This window comes from Rickettsia endosymbiont of Halotydeus destructor (assembly GCF_049278075.1).
Taxonomy (GTDB): Bacteria; Pseudomonadota; Alphaproteobacteria; order Rickettsiales; family Rickettsiaceae; genus Rickettsia.
Map to the genome: position 1 here is coordinate 47,901 of NZ_JAPNPB010000005.1, position 17,225 is coordinate 65,125.

Genomic DNA, 17,225 nt, shown 5'->3' on the forward strand with positions numbered 1-17,225 from the left:
TATTAACTATTTTTGTAAAATAATGCAACAATGAAAGCTACAATTGTTAAAATGCTAAATAGTTGTAACAATACGATTAAGCTAATACGCAATTTAATGCAGTTTATATAATCTTCAATAACTACCCGCATGCCTAGCATCGCATGATAGAAAGATGCAATTACTATAATCAATAAGGGAGTCACATTAAAAGATTTTTTTAGTTCTTCAATAATAATGTTTAAATCGTTATTTTTATTGATTAATATAAAATACATCAACCACAAAGAGCATAAGGCTAATATCATACCGGTAATTCTCTGCATTAACCAATGATGTGAACCGGTTTTTGCAGAGCCTAGCCCTTTAGCTTTGGCAATATCTGTTTTTAAATCATTAGACATTTTATACCCACAACAATATTGTCATTACTAGTGAAGCTATAACTACGCACCAGCCGGTAATATTAATTGCTTTTATGGAAAAGCCGTAACCGCTATCCCAAAATAAATGACGAATACCGTTACATAAATGATAGAACCAGGCAAAACTGACTAACATTAAACAGATTCTGATAATACTACTATTGGCAAGCTGCAAATAACTATTATCAAATGTACTAAGAATTAACCACCATACCAATATTGCTAGGGCAAAAAACAAACCTATTCCTGTCATGCGGTGCATAATTGATAAACTCGAGCTTATTTGCGGTTTATATATCGTTAAATGAGGAGAGGTTGGTCTGTTATTATAAATTTCCTGCTTTGTTTTTGTCATATTATACTCTTTGTAGTCCTGTTGCATGGCTCAAATTTTCTATGTCATTCCCGCGAAAGCGGGAATCCAGAAAAAACATAGTCATCCTGAATTTATTTCAGGATCTACTATAAAAGATGCTGAAACAAGTTCAGCATGACAAAATAAAGTCTGGATTCCCGCTTTCGCGGGAATGACATAGAATACCCCTAACTTATCCACGCAGCAACGCCTCTCTTTCTAACCAATGTCCTTCTGCAGGAGAAAGATCGTTTGCTACCGCTCTTCTATCATCGAAAACAAAACATTCTCCTTGCCATAAATTATTTTTATTCTGAGTGTCCTCTAAATATTGCAGTATCCCGCCTTTTAAATGATATACTTCAGTGAACCCTAAATTTTTTAGTAAGCTAGTGGATTTTTCGCATCTAATTCCACCGGTGCAGTACATAGCAATTTTTTTGCCGGCTAGAATCTCTTTATTTTGCTCTACCCATACAGGAAATTGTTTAAATGTTTCTGTATGCGGGTTAATAGCAGATTTAAAGCTGCCTACTTCTACTTCATAGCTATTGCGTGTATCAATTACTATAACATTTTCCTTGGTAATAAAATCATCCCAATTTTCAGGCTCAATATATTCACCTTTTAATTCTTCTATATTTAAATTACCGGATGCCATAGCAACAATTTCTTTCTTAAGCTTTACTTTTAACTTTTGGAAGGGATGAATTTCGCTATAATTTATTTTAATATTAACATCTTTAGCTTTGGTCAATTTTGTAATTTCTTCAAGAATAATTTGAACATTTTCATGTAAGCCAGAAATTGAGCCGTTAAAACCTTCGTGCGATACAAGAATAGTACCTTTCAAATATTTTCTTTTACCGATAAGTAAAAGTTTAGGTATTAAAAACTCCGGCTCTTCTATATTGACAAAACTATAAAAACTTAAAATTGCTATCATAATTAATTAACATTAAATTTCAAATTTAGAATTTGGTATTATACGTGAAGTATTTCGAGAATTGAATTTTATTTTGAGGGGTGAGCAAGCGCAGCTTATACTTAATAAGTGAGCATGTGAATCCCCGATAAAATGAAAGAACAATTTTCGAAAGACAAGCGTATTAATTTACTAACAAAGGTATAAACATACTAGTACTAGCCCTTTCAACTAAAAGTAAAATACTTGACTTTTTAGCATTTTTGGCATCTTCATATAATTTTTTTAATTCATTAATATCAATGATATTTTGCTGATTAACAGATAATATTAAATCACCGACTTTTAAATCTATTTCTTGTTGTTCTTCATTAATATCAGTAATAATAACTCCTGATTTATCTTTAGGAATAGCAAATTTCTCCTTTAACTTATCAGTTAAATTACTAAAAGTGACATTATTTCTGATAATAGAGGAGTTATTTTCTACTTCTTTTTCAATAGCTTTTTCATCATTTGTTACTTTTTTCTCTTTTTTAATTTCTTCAATATCAATGGTAACCTTACCCGTTAGCTCTAGTATTTTACCGCCACGTATTACTTTAATTTTCACTTCCTGATCAATTGGCGTTTCAGCTACTATTACTCGTAATTTCCTGGTATTTTTAATCGCTTGACCGGCGAATTCTATTATTACGTCCCCGGGTTTTATCCCTGCTTTATCACCTGGACCATCTTCTTGTACTTTTGCGACTATTACGCCGTTAGTATCTGTTAATTCAAGACCTGCAGCTATTTCATCCGTTAAATCTTGAATTACTACCCCAAGACGCCCACGATTGATTTTCCCGTCTTTTTTTAATCGCTCTATAATAGGTTTTGCCGTGTTGGAAGGGATAGCAAAGCCGATGCCGATATTAGTACCGAGCGGGGAAAAAATAGCAGTATTCACCCCTATTACTTCTTGCTCAAGGTTAAACATCGGACCGCCAGAATTACCGTTATTAATTGCTGCATCGGTTTGAATAAAATTATCTACTATATTGTCGGTATCTATATCAATATCTCGACCCTTTGACGATATAATCCCGGTAGTTACGGTGCCCCCTAAATTACCGAAAGGATTACCTATTGCAAGAATCCAATCACCCACTCTGGCTTTATTTGAATCTCCAAATTTAACAAAAGGTAAGGGGTCAGGAAATTCTACTTTTAACAGCGCTAAATCGGTTTTAGTATCGCTACCTATTAATTTAGCAGATAATTCAGTATTATCGGCTAGTTTAACAGTAATTTTATTTACATTAGTAATCACATGATAATTAGTTACGATAAGGCCGCTAGGATCAATAATAAAACCTGAGCCTAAAGGAACAGATTTAGGAGTAGAATCAATTTCTTCTAAATTAAGAGGAATATTTAAGCGCTCCAAAAACCCATTAATCCAATCTAGCGGATTTTTATCACGTAAATTTTCTTTATCAAGACTTTCAGATTTCTTATCTATATATTCAATAGTTGAGATATTAACAACTGCCGGTATTAGCGGCTCAACTATATCGGCAAAGCTATAACGTGCCGATTCATTAATTTTTAATGGTACGGAATTTATTTCAGCAAATTCACTTTCTCCAGATGTTGCAGGGTTAGAATTTTTCTCTGCTAAAATTTGATTGTTTAAAATGAAACTTATAAAGAAAATAACATATTTAAGCTGTCGAATTTTTAAAAAACATCTCATAGTATTTATTTCGATAAGTTCAAATATTTCAATAGCTCCGCATCAGGTGAAACTACAAATACAGTGTCTTCTTTCTTTAAAGAATTTTTATATACTATAAGTGATTTATAAAATTTGTAAAATTCTGAATCAATGGAATAAGCGGCATTATATATTTTTGCGGCTTCCTCATCCCCTTTACCTTTAATAATCTGTGAATCTCTATAAGCGGTAGCAAGTAATATTTTACTTTCTTTATCAGCTTTTGAGCGAATACGCACGCCTTCTTCTTGTCCTTCCGCTCTAATTTGCGTAGCCTCTTTTTCTCTAGCTGTCTGCATACGGCGATAAATGGCGGCGCTATTTTCTTTCGGTAAATCTGCTCTTAAAATTCTAACATCTATTACATCAATACCGAAATTTCTTGCTTCTTCGTTTACCTGATTTAAAATATTAAACATCACGTTAGTACGTTCCGTAGTAAGTAGGTTACTTAACGATACTTTACCTATTACTTTACGCATTGACGACTCTAAATTTCTAGTAAGCCGTATTTTAACGCCTTGATAGTTATGTACTGTTTTATAAAACATTACCGGATTATTAATACGAAATTTCGCATAAGCATCAACAATAACTCTTTTCCCATCGGCAGCGGTTAATTCTTTTGCTTCTACTTCAACGTCCAAAATACGTTTATCAAAAAATTCTACATTTTGAATAAACGGAATCTTAACATGTAGTCCCGGTTTTTCTATAGTTCTCATTGCTTCACCGAACTGAAAAACTACGGCTAATTGACGTTGATCTACAGAAAATAAGGAACTAAAAATTAATATTAGCCCACAGATAATTGCAAAAATTATATAATAAATTTTTTCCATCTAGTATTCCTTTAGTATTTTTTATGTCTAAAATCGTCATTATGAGGAGGCACGAAGTGCTAACGTGGGAATGACATTCCTACAATTTAATTTGGGATATTGATATTACTAGCAGTGACCCATCGAATTTTACTTTGGCTGCTTTCTCTCGAACCTGACCACCTGAATAAAAACAATGCCCACCGCTAGCATAAATAACATAACTTGTTTGATTTAAAGAAACAAGTACTAACTAACAACGTTAATATATTTTTTTTCTATCGAAGGTTTGTCTAGTCGTTCTGGCGGGCCAAATATGTCAGGGCTTCTTAGCTTAAATAAATCATCATCAAATTTTTGTACTTTAACGACTTTATTAAAGGTAATAGTAATAATATTATCATCTTCAAATATTTTCATCATTTGAATTTGTTTAGTAGATTTGTTAAAAGTAATTTCGCTATGCCGCTCCGTTAAACTATGATAAATAGTAATTTTAAAAATATTACCCTGATCTATCGCTGATTCAAAAACAAAATGTTTGTCAAAATTTTCTTTATCTTCCAGTAAAAAATTAAATATATTTTCGGCTGTTTTAATACGGCTTACTTGCTGCATATCATAATCATATATCGATACATAGTTTTTATTGCCGATAATAACCAGAGGGAAAGGTGGATAATAGTTACAACGAAATTTATAAGGCTTGTTTATTAATAATTTTCCTTCGACTTTATTATTGTGTGAATCTTCTTGCGTAAAATCTACCGCTATTGACGTTATTTCACGTAAATATGTTTTGAATTGTGAAATAGCCTCTTGATTTGCCAGGCTTGCCATAGAGGTATTGGCTAAGAAACAAAGAAGAATTAAAAAAAATAGTTTTTTCATTTTGATATTTGAGTGTTTTATTTTACAATACATACTATAGGCAGTGTTAACAAACTTAATTTTAAAGATAATTGAATTCTTTTTTACTGCAAATTATAAGATTTTTTTGAAATATGAATAACTATTCCTGCAAAAATCTTATTAATTTTCGCTAAAAAATCTATTTAATTATCAATTAAAAAAGTTTATTAACACTGCCTAGCTACATAATTAAAACTTAAATATTTTATGAAAATTGCAGCATTGAAGGAAAGAGCCGAAAATGAAGCGCGCTGCGCTATTACCCCTGAAGTAGCAGGGCTTTTAGTTAAAAAAGGCTTTGCGGTTATAGTGGAAAAAGATATTGGCTTACCTGCCGGCTTTTTAAATCAGGATTATACGAATCAGGGAGCAAAAATTTCAGCTGTTCCTCTTGAGATTATTTCAGATGCCGACATTATACTAAAAGTGCAGCCTTCGCCTTTGAGCGATAAATATAGTGAATTAATATTTGCTAAAGCTGGTGCAATTATTATCGGATTATTATCGCCATATTTTAATCATGAGTATATTGAGCGATTAGCCAAGAAAAATCTAAGCGCTATTGCTATGGAATTAGTGCCACGAATTACTAAAGCTCAAAATATGGATGCTTTATCTTCTCAGAGTAATTTAGCCGGCTACAGAGCCGTAATTGAGGCAAGTTATCATTTTAATAGGGGGTTCCCAATGATGATGACGGCAGCCGGCACGATCACACCATGTAAAACGCTTGTTCTTGGCATCGGTGTTGCAGGACTTCAGGCTATCGCTACCGCGAAAAGACTCGGTAGTGCCGTTGCCGGTTACGATGTTCGAACTGCTACAAAAGAGCAGGTAGAAAGTTTAGGAGCAAAATTTGTTTCGCCGGAGCTGCAGGGTGATTTGCAAGATAAATCAGGTTATGCCTCTGAAGTATCAAATGACGATAAAGTTAAGCAGGAAGAATTTTTAGCTAAGATAATTAAAAATTATGATATAGTTATTACCACTGCTCAAATTCCAGGAAAAAAAGCGCCTATATTAGTCACAAAAGAAATGGTTGAATCCATGAAATATGGTTCAGTAATTGTTGATATTGCGACTTCTACCGGCGGGAATGTTGAAGGTTCAAAAGTTGATCAGGTTATTACTAAAAATGGTGTTACGATAATCGGCTGGTCAAATTTAGCAGGTAAAATTGCAACCGACAGTTCTAAATTATACTCCAAGAATTTATATAATTTTTTAAATTACGCATTTCAGGATGGTAAATTTAACATCGATGACGAACTAGTTAGGCAAATGTTAATTACTAAAGATGGTAAAATAGTACATGAAAAATTTCGCTCACATTGAATTTAAATTTAGGTGAAAATATGCATCAATTACCGATAGCGGCAAAACAAGCTGCCGAGCTAGCCGAAAAAACAAATGATTTATCAAATAAATTAAAAGATTTAGTAGTAGAAGGAAGTTGGCAGGCAAGCAGCGGAGCCATCGACCCATTAATTTTTGCCATAACAATTTTTGTGCTAGCTTCTTTTGTAGGATATTATGTAGTGTGGAAAGTAACGCCTGCCTTGCATACTCCTTTAATGTCAATTACCAATGCTATTTCAGGTATTATAGTTATTAGTTCAATGATGGCAGCAAGTAGTGCGGCTTTTAGCTTTTCTAGCTTGCTTGGCTATTTTGCAACCTTCCTGGCATCTATAAATATTTTTGGCGGTTTTATAGTTACCGAAAGAATGTTAGAAATGTTTAAAAAGAGATAAAATTTTAGCTACCTACTATGTCATTCCTGCGGAAGCAGGAATCTAGGCTAAAAAGCCTTACAAGCTAAGGCTTTTCTATATAATTGTAAGTTATCATTACTCTTTAGTTTAATTTTTCTGGATTCCCGCTTTTGCGGGAATGACATAGAGTACGCTTTAACTTATTTACTCAGCAATAACATAGTAAGCAGCAAGATAATTATGACTATAGGAAGTGAGCTAATAAAATCCTACCTTAATGATGCTCCTGTAAACGCAGGAGTTTATCGCATGTTTGATATTAACAAACAAATTATTTATGTCGGTAAAGCTAAAAATTTAAAAAAACGTCTTACTAATTATATTAAATCTGATTTAGATACTAAAACTTTACGGATGGTAGCAGCTACCCATTCTTTAGAATATAGTGTGACAAATTCCGAAGTAGAGGCTCTGCTTCTTGAAGCACAACTAATTAAAAAATTCCAACCAAAATATAATATATTACTAAAAGACGATAAGTCATTTCCGTTTATTAAGTTACGATTAGATCATGATTTTCCTCAATTGCTTAAATTTAGAGGAAGAAATTTAACGGATGGTAAATTTTTTGGTCCTTTCGCTTCTCCTTCGCATGTAACTACTACCCTAAAAGAATTACAAAAAATTTTTAAGTTACGTTCCTGTACCGATAATTATTTTAATACTCGCAAACGTCCTTGTTTACAATATGAAATTAAACGTTGTTACGCTCCTTGCGTTGGAAAGATTAATAAAGCAGATTATGATGAGTTAGTAACTCAAGTTAAAGATTTTCTACAAGGTCGAACTAAAGAGCTTCAGGAAAAATTAGCTAGCAAAATGGAAGAATTAAGCCAGCAAATGCGCTTTGAAGAAGCAGCAGAAATTAGAGACCGTATTAAAGCTTTAAGCTATGTACAACTGAAAGCTGGTATATTTAACGCTGTTAAAGATGCCGACGTTATTGTAATATTAGAGAAGAACGGTCATTATTGTGTGGAAGTATTTCTTTACCGCATCGGTCAAGCATGCGGTAATATTCCCTATTTTCCAATTCATACGGAGAATAGCAATAAAGAAGAAGTTTTAGAATATTTCCTAACACAATTTTATCAAAAACAGCAAGTTCCGCCTGAAATAATAGTTAATTGCTCGCTAAGTAATAAAGAAAATATCATAGAAGCCATAAAGAAATTTAATAATATAACCAAGCTTGGTATTACCGTGCCTGTTAGCGGCGGTAAAGCTAAATTAGTAGAAAACGCTGAAGCAAATGCAGCATTGTCTTTAGATCAGTATTTAAAAAGATTTGCTAAAAACCAAACAGTGATGGCGGAAATTAAAGACTTGTTTGATTTACCTGAACCACCTGAACGTATCGAGGTTTATGATAATAGTCATATTATGGGTAAATTTGCGGTTGGGGCAATGATTGTGGCCGGTAAATCAGGCTTTGATAAAAAAGAATATAGAATTTTTAACGTTTCAGTTGTTGAAAAAGACGACACTAAAGGTGATGCTAAGGGAGACGATTTTGAAATGTTAAGGCAGGTGTTAACAAGAAGGCTTACAAGATTAAAGCAAGAACCGCATAAAACCCCAAACCTAATGATTATTGATGGCGGTAAAGGGCATTTAAGCGTCGTGAAAGAAGTAATGAACAAATTAGGGATGAATATACCTTTTGTATGTATGTCAAAAGGCCCTGATCGAGATGCCGGTCTTGAGCAATTTCATATGATTAGTAGAAAAGTTTTTACCATAGATAAAAATCAGCCGCTTATGAAATACTTACAAATTTTGCGAGACGAAGCACATAATTTCGCTATAAAAAACCATAGGCTCGGTAGATCAAGAGCTATAAAAGTTTCCAGCCTTGATCAAATAGAGGGTATTGGAAAAACCCGTAAAAAAGCATTATTGCATTATTTTGGTTCTTACAAAGCCATCTGTGAAGCTAGTATTGCTGAGCTGTCAAAAGTAAAAGGTATTAGTGCCTCCCTGGCGCAAATAATTTTCCAAACGTTGAATGAGAATAAGTAAGTTATTTGAATTTTGGGCATTTACATAAATACTTTTCAATCTAAAGTGCTTTAGGTTCAGTGAACAAAATTTAAATTAATCTATTTTAGTTCTTTTTTGCTGCAAATTATAAGATTTTTTTGAAATATGAATAACTATTCCTACAAAAATCTTATTAATTTTCGCTAAAAAATATCTTAAAATATAAATAACTTAAATTTTGTTCACAGAACCTAGTAACAATTTTCTTAAAAACTTCAAAAAATATTTACATTTATAAAAAACTCTTCTTGACTTATAATAGAAAAAGCTTATTTTCTTTGCAATTTAAATTAAAATGTTAAGAAGATGTTAGGTTACGAGAAAGAACAAAGAAGCTTAAACAAAGAGCAGAAACAAGCTTTAGGGTTGTTATCAGTCGGTACTTTTCTGGAGTATTTTGACTTAATGCTATATGTTCATTTAGCAGTATTGCTTAATGGATTATTTTTTCCCGATAGCGATCCTTATACTACTTCTCTTTTAACGGCATTTTCTTTTTGCTCTACTTTTATTTTTAGACCGATCGGTGCTCTAGCATTTGGCTGGATAGGTGATAATATTGGCCGAAAAACTACTGTTATTATAACAACTTTTTTAATGGCAACTTCTTGTCTTATGATGTCTGTTTTGCCAACTTATGCCGATTTTGGTCTGACGGCTGCTGTTTTATTTACCATATGTCGTATTATACAAGGTATGGCATCTATGGGGGAAAGAGTAGGGGCAGAGCTTTACTTAACTGAAATTACTTCTCCTCCGATACAATACCCTGTTGTATCTTTAATAGCAGGATTTGGTACCTTCGGTACAAGTGCTGCTTTAGGAATAGCTTCTTTAGTGCTTTCCGTAGGGATTAATTGGCGGATAATTTTTATCATCGGGGCGGCAGTTGCTTTAGTTGGGTCTGCGGCTCGAACCCGTCTTAGAGAAACACCGGAATTTGTTGATGCAAAGCGTAGATTACAAGAAGCTATGATTGATGCAGATAAAGATCCAAAAATTTTAGAAAATAATCCTGTATGGAATGAAAAAGTTAATAAAAAAACAGCATTGTCTTTATTTTTATTAAATTGTGCTTGGCCTATCTGCTTTTATTTTGTATACGTACATTGTAATAGTATCTTAAAAAATTCTTTTGGTTACAATTCTGAGCAAGTTATAAATCATAATTTTATCGTATCTTTAATTGAGTTAGCAAAGTTTTTTGTAATAGTTTATTTAAGCTATAAAATACATCCAATAAAAATTCTTAGAGTAGTATCAACAATATTTCTCATCTTTGTTTTAGTGTGTCCTTATCTATTAGTATCTTGGGTAAAAACTCCGTTAAATTTACTTTTTATTCAATCCTTCCTTGTGATATTTGCACCAGGCGTTACTCCGGCTATGGCTATATTCTTTAAACACTTGCCGATTTTTAAACGATTTACTTATAGTACGTTTATGTATGCTACGGCTCGTGCTCTAACCTACGCTATTACCTCTTTTGGAATGATCTATTTAATAAAATTATATGATCATTGGGGATTGTTATTTGTAATGCTTCCTATTGCTATAGGTTACATCTTTGGAGTGAATCACTTCAAAAAACTAGAGATAGAAGTTGGGAATTATCCCCGTAAGGGATGGTAGGTTGAGGTTTTGGAGCATATTTTTGAAGTAAAGATTTATTAATTCTAATAAACTCCTGTTCTATTGTTGTGAGCTTCAGATATACTGCTAAAACTAGAAATGTTCTTAAGGTTTCTTCTATAATTTTCTTGGTTTTTTCAGGAGATTTTACCCCGATAGTATATAAATTATGTATTCGATCAAACATTTTTATAAGTATTGTTTCATTTCTTTTTTGCTTAAACAATAAAATTAAACTTTCTTCAGCACTTATTTTCCCAGAGGGTTTAACACGAGTTAAGCCCTCTACGTGCCTTGCTGTATCTTTATCGAAAATTTTTGTGACATCTTCTTCCGTAAGCGGCGTATCCTCGACCGTATCATGTAACAATGCCGCATTTAACATACTAGGAATAAAAAGCTCAGGTACTTTAGTTGCCGTATACTCAGCTAACAAATAAGCTACTTCTATTGGATGAGAGTAGTAGGGCTCACCTGATTGGCGCATTTGTGTCCCGTGATATTTCCGTGCGTAATAAATACCCTTTTTGATCTCACGAATATCTACCGGCTGCTTTACTAACTTGTTTAAAGAAGTAATCTTATCTAATAGTTTTGTAGCATATTCACATATTTCAAATTTTTCTTCCCAGCAGTTAATATCTTGCATAAAATTAATCCAAATTTATTAGATTAATCCTTATAACATTTTCTATTTATAATTTAAAGCGATAAATTGCAAGAGGGAATATTTTTTAACCTTATAATTATTTTGAATGATGTGAAATAAAAGTTTAAAGTTTTATGAATATTTATACCTATTGGCATGTTTGTGTGTCAAAAATTAATAAATTTGTTATGACGAAAACACCGAGCGGCTTGTACAGCGTCATTCAGAAAGCTTGATACAAACGAATTTTTCTGGATTCGCCTGTGCTCACGTACTTTAGTACGCTGCACAGGCTCACCATTAAATTCATCTTGTCTAAATCTTTCTGAATTTAGCTGTAGCCTAAGATATTTTGAATATATGAGAGATTTAATTAGATCAAAAATAATTATATAGGTGGCAATCTAGTATAAAAATATGTTTATATTTATGGAGCACGGCAGCCTGAAGGAGAGGCCTCACCAAAACGATTCAGGTAGCCAGACAACAAGATATCTCCTTTATGTTATTTTCCGCTTTAGGTAAAAAATGTAAACTTTTTTATTATGCTAAACAAATTTTGACACATCTATTAAAATTGTATTTACTTCAAGATATCTTGAAATGAATGCAAAATGATAAATACATTTTTCTAGCTTCCACCTGTGCAGGAACGGCATTAAAAATTCAAGCCGTGCAACAATACTTCTTGCAATGACGAATTTTTCTAAGTCATGCGACAACACTTTCCAATTTGAACTAAAATGATATAAAGCATGTTTTAGTCAATCTCAGCAACAAGGCTATAGAAAGCTTAAAGCTAGAAGCGTTGTTGCTAATTTTTCAAGTAGAGGGCTGAGTATAATTACACTTATTTTTGTTGCTGCTGCTGTTGTGCGGCGGCTGCTTCTTCTGCATCTAGCTCATCTGATATTTGCTGTATTTCCAATGCTTTTGCTTTAGAATGCCTTTCAATTAAATAACCATTTAATATTTGCATAAGAATATAAACAACAACTAACGCAGGAAGGATAATTTTAAGCATATCTTTGGTATCTTTCCAAACCTTGGCATTTATCCGCTTTCTTTCTGCTTTATATTCTTCCTCTGATTGTTCTTCTAGGCTAGAAATCTTCTGGTTTTCTTTTTCGGTCATTTTTTATCTCTAATTATGTTATGGTAAATTTATTTAAAGAGTAGGTAAATATCTATAAACTTTAACTACAGATAGTAAATGAATAAACAAAATTGTCAAATTATTTAAGTTAAATCTTGTATCTTTATACCTCGTATTTAATCAATTAATTAATTTCTCAATAATTGATTAATATTGCTTTATTTAATTAAAAGTGAGCGTACAAAAATAAAAAACCGTATAGAGCATTAGGTGCACAGAGCCTAGGAGTGCAGTTAGCGAAAATTGCTAAGTCTCAAAATATGGTACTTTTAGTAATTAATGGTCCTAGAACCGGTAAATATGATCCTGAGACTCGAAATGAGCTTTCGGTACATAAAAAAGATAGCTCTTTAGATAAAGTCAGTGAAAGTTTTTTAGAGGGAGTAAAATCAGAAAATATAGAGCCGATATTTAACAATTTTGTATTTGGAGAAAAAAGTGTATTTAAGGGGTATTTAGGAGCAGCTCTAACTAATAAACATAGCCTGGTAGTTATTGGAGGTGAATCTTCAAGCCAAATTACTCAAGCTACAAATTTACTACCTGGTCAAGTATATATTAAAGCAAATTCCGCAATGAGTGATATACATAAACTACACGTAAAAGAAGTATTAAAAGCGAGAGCTGAAAAGTTAAAAGATGAAATTAGTTTAAGCCCTTATGATAATATCTCAAATATTCCACTTAATGATGCGGATATAGTAGCAACGGAATTTTTAAAATATTATCCAGAAATAGAACTTATGGGAAATGATTAATATAGGTAAAAAATTTAAAATTTCAGACTTAAATTTTCTAAAGCTGATGAAAAATGGGGTGTTACAAAATTTATCGGCATTTTCTCCTTAATTTATGGGGAGTTTATCAGCATGATATGCTTGATAAAGTGAGTTGATATAAAATAATTGTCGGAAATCTGCAAGCGGCCCGCCCTGGTGGACGATTATCGACATATTTACCGGCTATGAGTAGTTGTTGTTTATCTGCCTACAGATATCAATCACATTGCTAATTAACTTAAATTTCTTTAATAAAAACCACCCAAGAGAGGGGCAAATTGTCCCTCTCCGTATTTAATTAAAATTAGCTACCACCACCATACGCTTATTAATCCAGCTAAAATAAGCTCAGCTAAAATAAGCTCATAATGATTAGTATTAATTTTTTCCTCTGTCAAACTAGTTTTAACGTTCAAGCCCCAAGGGTCGTGGTCTAGATAAGATACAATATGATTTATTACTTCAATAGGTAAGTGTGATATATGTTTTCCCCCATCAGCGATATACTTATCAGGCTTTATATTTTTACACACATTAGCAATAGTAAAAGCTTTTTCTTCGATAAAGTCATCGACCTCCTTTAATTTAAATTCAATATCCGTAGTTTTTTTATCCTCTAGAGATTTTTTTAGTAACGGTTTGTTAACTACTTTATAAAATTTATTAGCTGTTAAAATTTTAAAACTATAATCTATGTTTTGATTTTTCTTGGAAAAGTAACAACTTATTAATACAGCTAGTTTTTTGACTAATCCCTTATTGTAATTTAAGAACTCAACTATATACTTTGCTCCACTCTCGTCTATTTGCCTACCATTAAGATTAAGCGAAATATCACCATTCCTTAAATTATCAGCTTTTTCTTTCAAGCCTCTTTTTTCTAGAAATTCTATTAATTCTTGCATATTCCTACCCTTATTAAATTCTATAATTTTTAATATTTTGTTAAAATAGAAATTTAATTAGAAGTATGAATAAATGAATTGAGATTGATTTAAGGAAGGTATGAATATATAGAGGATTATAAGCAGTAGAAAAATTAAAAGGGTAGAGATAAATTACCCCTGACTTTTTTACGTGGAAGAAGAAAAAGTTTTTGCTTCAATGTGTTTAGAACCGGAATTATTTAAAAAAGTTAAAATATATAAAATTATCATCTAACGCAGAAAAGGACTACCATAAGCGTCGTATCAGCGAATTACATAGTGAGCATACAAAAATAAAACCGTATGGATAAGCTTACGGATTTGTTTCTTGATAATAATATAGAGAAATCAGATTATGAAGAAAAGCGAGAGTAATTAACGAAAAGGCAGGAGGATATTATTAAGGAAGTTCAAAGTCAGCACAAGGCTGACGATAGTTTCGCAAAAACGCTGATTTCCTTAGTGGAACTAGCTACTAACGCCCTTGAAACATTCAAAGGTTCAAAAATTGAAGAAAAAAGGAAACTTATAAATTTAGTGTTTTCGAACCTGGAACTGAAAGGCTCAAAACTTGGTTACTCTCTGCGTTCTCTGTTCGATATGTTCGTAAAATTGCCTAAAAATAATGACTGGCGCACCCTAAAGGATTCGAACCTCTGACCTACGGATTAGAAATCCGTTGCTCTATCCAGCTGAGCTAAGGGTGCCGAAATATTGTTAATCTTATAACAGTTTAGCTTTTATTTTTCAAGTATTCTTTGATATAAAATATAGCAATGCTAAAATTAAAATATTTATGCTGGAAATTTTTACTTACAATTCTTTACTAAAATCAGCTTTTTTAAATCTTAAAGTTAAAGCAAGCGCAAAAGCTAATGCGGTTAATGATTTGATAACCGTAAATGATAAGTTATATTTGAAATTATCTATAAAAGCTAGTCCTGAGAAAGGGAAGGCTAACGAGGAAATCATAAATTATTTAGCAAAAGAATGGCGGATTGAAAGGAATAATTTAGAAATTATCAAAGGGCAAACAAGTAATTTAAAAACTTTATTAATAAAAAATATCGAGCAAGACTATTTAAATTTGATTTTAAAACCCTATATATAAAGAAGTTCACAACTATGGATTTTAATATGACACAAGAAAAAAAGAAATTTGATACCGAGGTTGGTAAAATTTTAAATTTAATGATTCATTCTCTTTATAGTAATAAAGAAATTTTTATAAGAGAATTGATTTCTAACGCTTCGGATGCGTGTGATAAGCTAAGATATTTATCGCAGAGTGAGGCGGGGCTTCTAGGGGAAGACAATGTCTTAAAAATCACTGTTAAAGTTAATAAAGATAATGGGCAAATTATTATCCGTGATAACGGCATTGGGATGAATAAAGAAGATTTAATCGAGAATCTCGGAACTATTGCAAAATCTGGTACGGCAAATTTCCTACAAAGCCTTTCCGGAGACGCTAAGAAAGATAATATGTTGATTGGACAGTTCGGCGTCGGATTTTATTCCGGTTTTATGGTAGCGGACAAAATTACCGTTACTTCAAGAAAAGCCGGCGAAGATAAAGTTTATAGCTGGGAATCTGACGGGTTAGGGGAGTATGTTGTAGCGGATTCCGATAGAGAATTTACTAGAGGTACAGAAATAATTTTGCATGTTAAAAAAGAGGAAGATAATTATCTTGATCATTTCAGATTAAAGCACATTGTTAAAAGCTATTCCGACCATATAGCGGTACCGATATATTTTTTTGATGAAGCAGGTAATAACGAAATTCAGTTAAACTCCGCGTCAGCTTTATGGACAAGGCCTAAATCAGAAATTACTGAAGACCAATATAAAGAGTTTTATAAGAGTTTATCTTACTCCGTTGATGAGCCCTGGCTTACCCTACATAACAAAAATGAAGGAGCGATAGAGTTTACTAATTTGCTATTTATTCCTTCGACTAAAACCTTTGATTTATTCCATCCTGATCGCAAAAGACGAGTTAAATTATACATCAAAAGAGTATTTATTTCTGATGAAAATATTGATTTGATCCCGTCATATTTAAGATTCTTACGTGGTGTTGTTGATTCAGAAGATTTGCCGCTAAATATTAGCCGTGAGTCTTTGCAGCATAATAGTACTCTTGAGAAGATTAAAAACGCTATTACTAAGCGTGTGCTTGGGGAACTGAAGAAAAAGAAAGAAGAATCACCTAAAGAGTATAGTAACTTTTGGACTAATTTCGGGGGCGCTTTAAAAGAAGGGCTTTGTGAAGCTACTAGTGACCATGAAAAATTACTAGAAGTTTGTATATTTAGAAGTGCCTTGCATAATAAAATGATTAGTTTAGACGAATATATAGCGAATTTTAAAGAAGGACAGAACACAATATATTATCTTAGTGGTGATAACCCTGAAAAACTTCTTTCAAGTCCACAAATTGAAGGATTGTTAAGTAAAAATATCGATGTTTTACTATTTACGGACACAGTGGACGATTTTTGGGTTAATGTTAATAATAACTATAAAGATTATGCTATTAAATCGGCTACCAGAAGCGATATAGATATAGAGAAAACCGAAGAAACTGCAGAAGGCAAGAAAGACGTTAAAAAATCTAATGATGAATATAAAGAATTGACTAATTATTTCAAAGAGATATTAGGTGAGTTAGTAAAAGAAGTAAAAATTTCACGAAAACTTACCTCAAGTCCTGCTTGTCTTGCAGTTAGTGACTCGGCTATGGATATACGTATGGAGAGGTTTTTGATTGAGCAAAAGCAAATTCTTAATTCCTCAGCCAAAAATTTAGAATTAAATCCTAAAAATAAAATCATCGAAAAAATCTTTAAAGATTTGAAAGCAAATAATAAAGATAACGAAGAGTTAGTTAAACTAATATTTGATCAAGCCTGTATTTTAGAAGGCGAACCTGTTGCAGATAGCGGAGCTTTTTCGAAAAGGCTTAATGATATATTACAAAAAGCTATATGCTAAATATTTAGATATTCAATTATTATTGGCTCCTCGCAATGAATATTATTCTTGATGTATAGATAAAAGGTTGATACTGTATTTATATA

The 17,225-nt window shown here is 32.3% G+C and carries 16 protein-coding genes, 1 tRNA gene and 1 other RNA gene; 7 read left to right on the forward strand and 11 right to left on the reverse strand.

What is annotated here, in order from left to right; translation table 11 throughout:
- Positions 1 to 2: 2 nt before the first annotated feature.
- The 7 genes from sdhD to OTR29_RS05380 form a co-directional block, all read right to left on the reverse strand.
- The gene (gene sdhD / locus OTR29_RS05350) at positions 3 to 383 is read right to left on the reverse strand and encodes a succinate dehydrogenase, hydrophobic membrane anchor protein (protein ID WP_422229760.1); all 381 of its coding nucleotides are present in this window, start codon (positions 381 to 383) and stop codon (positions 3 to 5) included.
- A gap of 1 nt (position 384) precedes the next feature.
- Positions 385 to 759 (reverse strand): succinate dehydrogenase, cytochrome b556 subunit, encoded by a 375-nt coding sequence (sdhC, locus tag OTR29_RS05355; RefSeq protein WP_422229762.1) that lies wholly within the window; start codon positions 757 to 759, stop codon positions 385 to 387.
- 193 nt (positions 760 to 952) lie between these two features.
- Entirely contained in the window at positions 953 to 1,705 is a 753-nt protein-coding gene (gene trhO / locus OTR29_RS05360; RefSeq protein WP_422229764.1) for an oxygen-dependent tRNA uridine(34) hydroxylase TrhO, read from the reverse strand.
- A 163-nt stretch (positions 1,706 to 1,868) separates the two neighbouring features.
- Positions 1,869 to 3,425, reverse strand: coding sequence for a Do family serine endopeptidase (locus OTR29_RS05365; RefSeq protein WP_422229766.1), 1,557 nt, complete (start codon positions 3,423 to 3,425; stop codon positions 1,869 to 1,871).
- Between the two features lie 5 nt (positions 3,426 to 3,430).
- Complete coding sequence (hflC, locus tag OTR29_RS05370) at positions 3,431 to 4,288, reverse strand: protease modulator HflC (RefSeq protein WP_422229768.1); 858 nt, start codon at positions 4,286 to 4,288, stop codon at positions 3,431 to 3,433.
- A 100-nt stretch (positions 4,289 to 4,388) separates the two neighbouring features.
- Positions 4,389 to 4,482: signal recognition particle sRNA small type (gene ffs / locus OTR29_RS05375), an RNA gene on the reverse strand.
- A gap of 34 nt (positions 4,483 to 4,516) precedes the next feature.
- Positions 4,517 to 5,158: an outer-membrane lipoprotein carrier protein LolA gene (locus OTR29_RS05380; RefSeq protein WP_422229770.1), complete on the reverse strand. Its 642-nt coding sequence runs from the start codon at positions 5,156 to 5,158 to the stop codon at positions 4,517 to 4,519.
- Between the two features lie 228 nt (positions 5,159 to 5,386).
- Between OTR29_RS05380 and OTR29_RS05385 the strand changes: the two genes are divergently transcribed.
- From OTR29_RS05385 to OTR29_RS05400, 4 genes are all read left to right on the forward strand, one after another.
- On the forward strand, positions 5,387 to 6,514 hold the full coding sequence (locus tag OTR29_RS05385) for a Re/Si-specific NAD(P)(+) transhydrogenase subunit alpha (RefSeq protein WP_422229772.1): 1,128 nt from the start codon (positions 5,387 to 5,389) through the stop codon (positions 6,512 to 6,514).
- 20 nt (positions 6,515 to 6,534) lie between these two features.
- A complete protein-coding gene (locus OTR29_RS05390) occupies positions 6,535 to 6,933 on the forward strand; it encodes an NAD(P) transhydrogenase subunit alpha part 2 (RefSeq protein WP_422229773.1) in 399 nt (132 codons plus the stop codon).
- 201 nt (positions 6,934 to 7,134) lie between these two features.
- On the forward strand, positions 7,135 to 8,976 hold the full coding sequence (gene uvrC, locus OTR29_RS05395; RefSeq protein WP_422229775.1) for an excinuclease ABC subunit UvrC: 1,842 nt from the start codon (positions 7,135 to 7,137) through the stop codon (positions 8,974 to 8,976).
- A gap of 327 nt (positions 8,977 to 9,303) precedes the next feature.
- On the forward strand, positions 9,304 to 10,629 hold the full coding sequence (locus OTR29_RS05400; RefSeq protein WP_422229777.1) for an MFS transporter: 1,326 nt from the start codon (positions 9,304 to 9,306) through the stop codon (positions 10,627 to 10,629).
- On the opposite strand, the gene OTR29_RS05405 is transcribed toward OTR29_RS05400, so the two are convergent.
- Both OTR29_RS05405 and OTR29_RS05410 read right to left on the reverse strand, forming a co-directional pair.
- Entirely contained in the window at positions 10,580 to 11,278 is a 699-nt protein-coding gene (locus tag OTR29_RS05405) for an HD domain-containing protein (protein ID WP_422229779.1), read from the reverse strand. The two genes, OTR29_RS05400 and OTR29_RS05405, sit on opposite strands and share 50 nt — an antisense overlap.
- 850 nt (positions 11,279 to 12,128) lie before the next feature.
- Positions 12,129 to 12,413, reverse strand: a complete 285-nt coding sequence (locus OTR29_RS05410; protein WP_422229781.1) for a hypothetical protein — start codon at positions 12,411 to 12,413, stop codon at positions 12,129 to 12,131.
- 248 nt (positions 12,414 to 12,661) lie between these two features.
- Between OTR29_RS05410 and OTR29_RS05415 the strand changes: the two genes are divergently transcribed.
- Positions 12,662 to 13,192 (forward strand): hypothetical protein, encoded by a 531-nt coding sequence (locus OTR29_RS05415; protein WP_422229783.1) that lies wholly within the window; start codon positions 12,662 to 12,664, stop codon positions 13,190 to 13,192.
- Positions 13,193 to 13,521: 329 nt separating this feature from the next.
- Here OTR29_RS05415 and OTR29_RS05420 read toward each other — a convergent pair whose 3' ends face one another.
- A complete protein-coding gene (locus OTR29_RS05420; protein ID WP_422229785.1) occupies positions 13,522 to 14,118 on the reverse strand; it encodes a hypothetical protein in 597 nt (198 codons plus the stop codon).
- A 651-nt stretch (positions 14,119 to 14,769) separates the two neighbouring features.
- A tRNA-Arg gene (locus OTR29_RS05425) sits at positions 14,770 to 14,846 on the reverse strand.
- An 89-nt stretch (positions 14,847 to 14,935) separates the two neighbouring features.
- On the opposite strand from OTR29_RS05425, the gene OTR29_RS05430 reads away from it, so the two are divergent.
- Both OTR29_RS05430 and htpG read left to right on the forward strand, forming a co-directional pair.
- Positions 14,936 to 15,250 carry an A1G_07140 family DUF167 domain protein gene (locus OTR29_RS05430; protein WP_422229787.1) on the forward strand — a complete coding sequence of 105 codons (315 nt, stop codon included), beginning with the start codon at positions 14,936 to 14,938 and terminating at the stop codon, positions 15,248 to 15,250.
- Positions 15,251 to 15,276: 26 nt separating this feature from the next.
- Positions 15,277 to 17,139, forward strand: coding sequence for a molecular chaperone HtpG (gene htpG / locus OTR29_RS05435; protein ID WP_422229789.1), 1,863 nt, complete (start codon positions 15,277 to 15,279; stop codon positions 17,137 to 17,139).
- Positions 17,140 to 17,225: the final 86 nt, after the last annotated feature.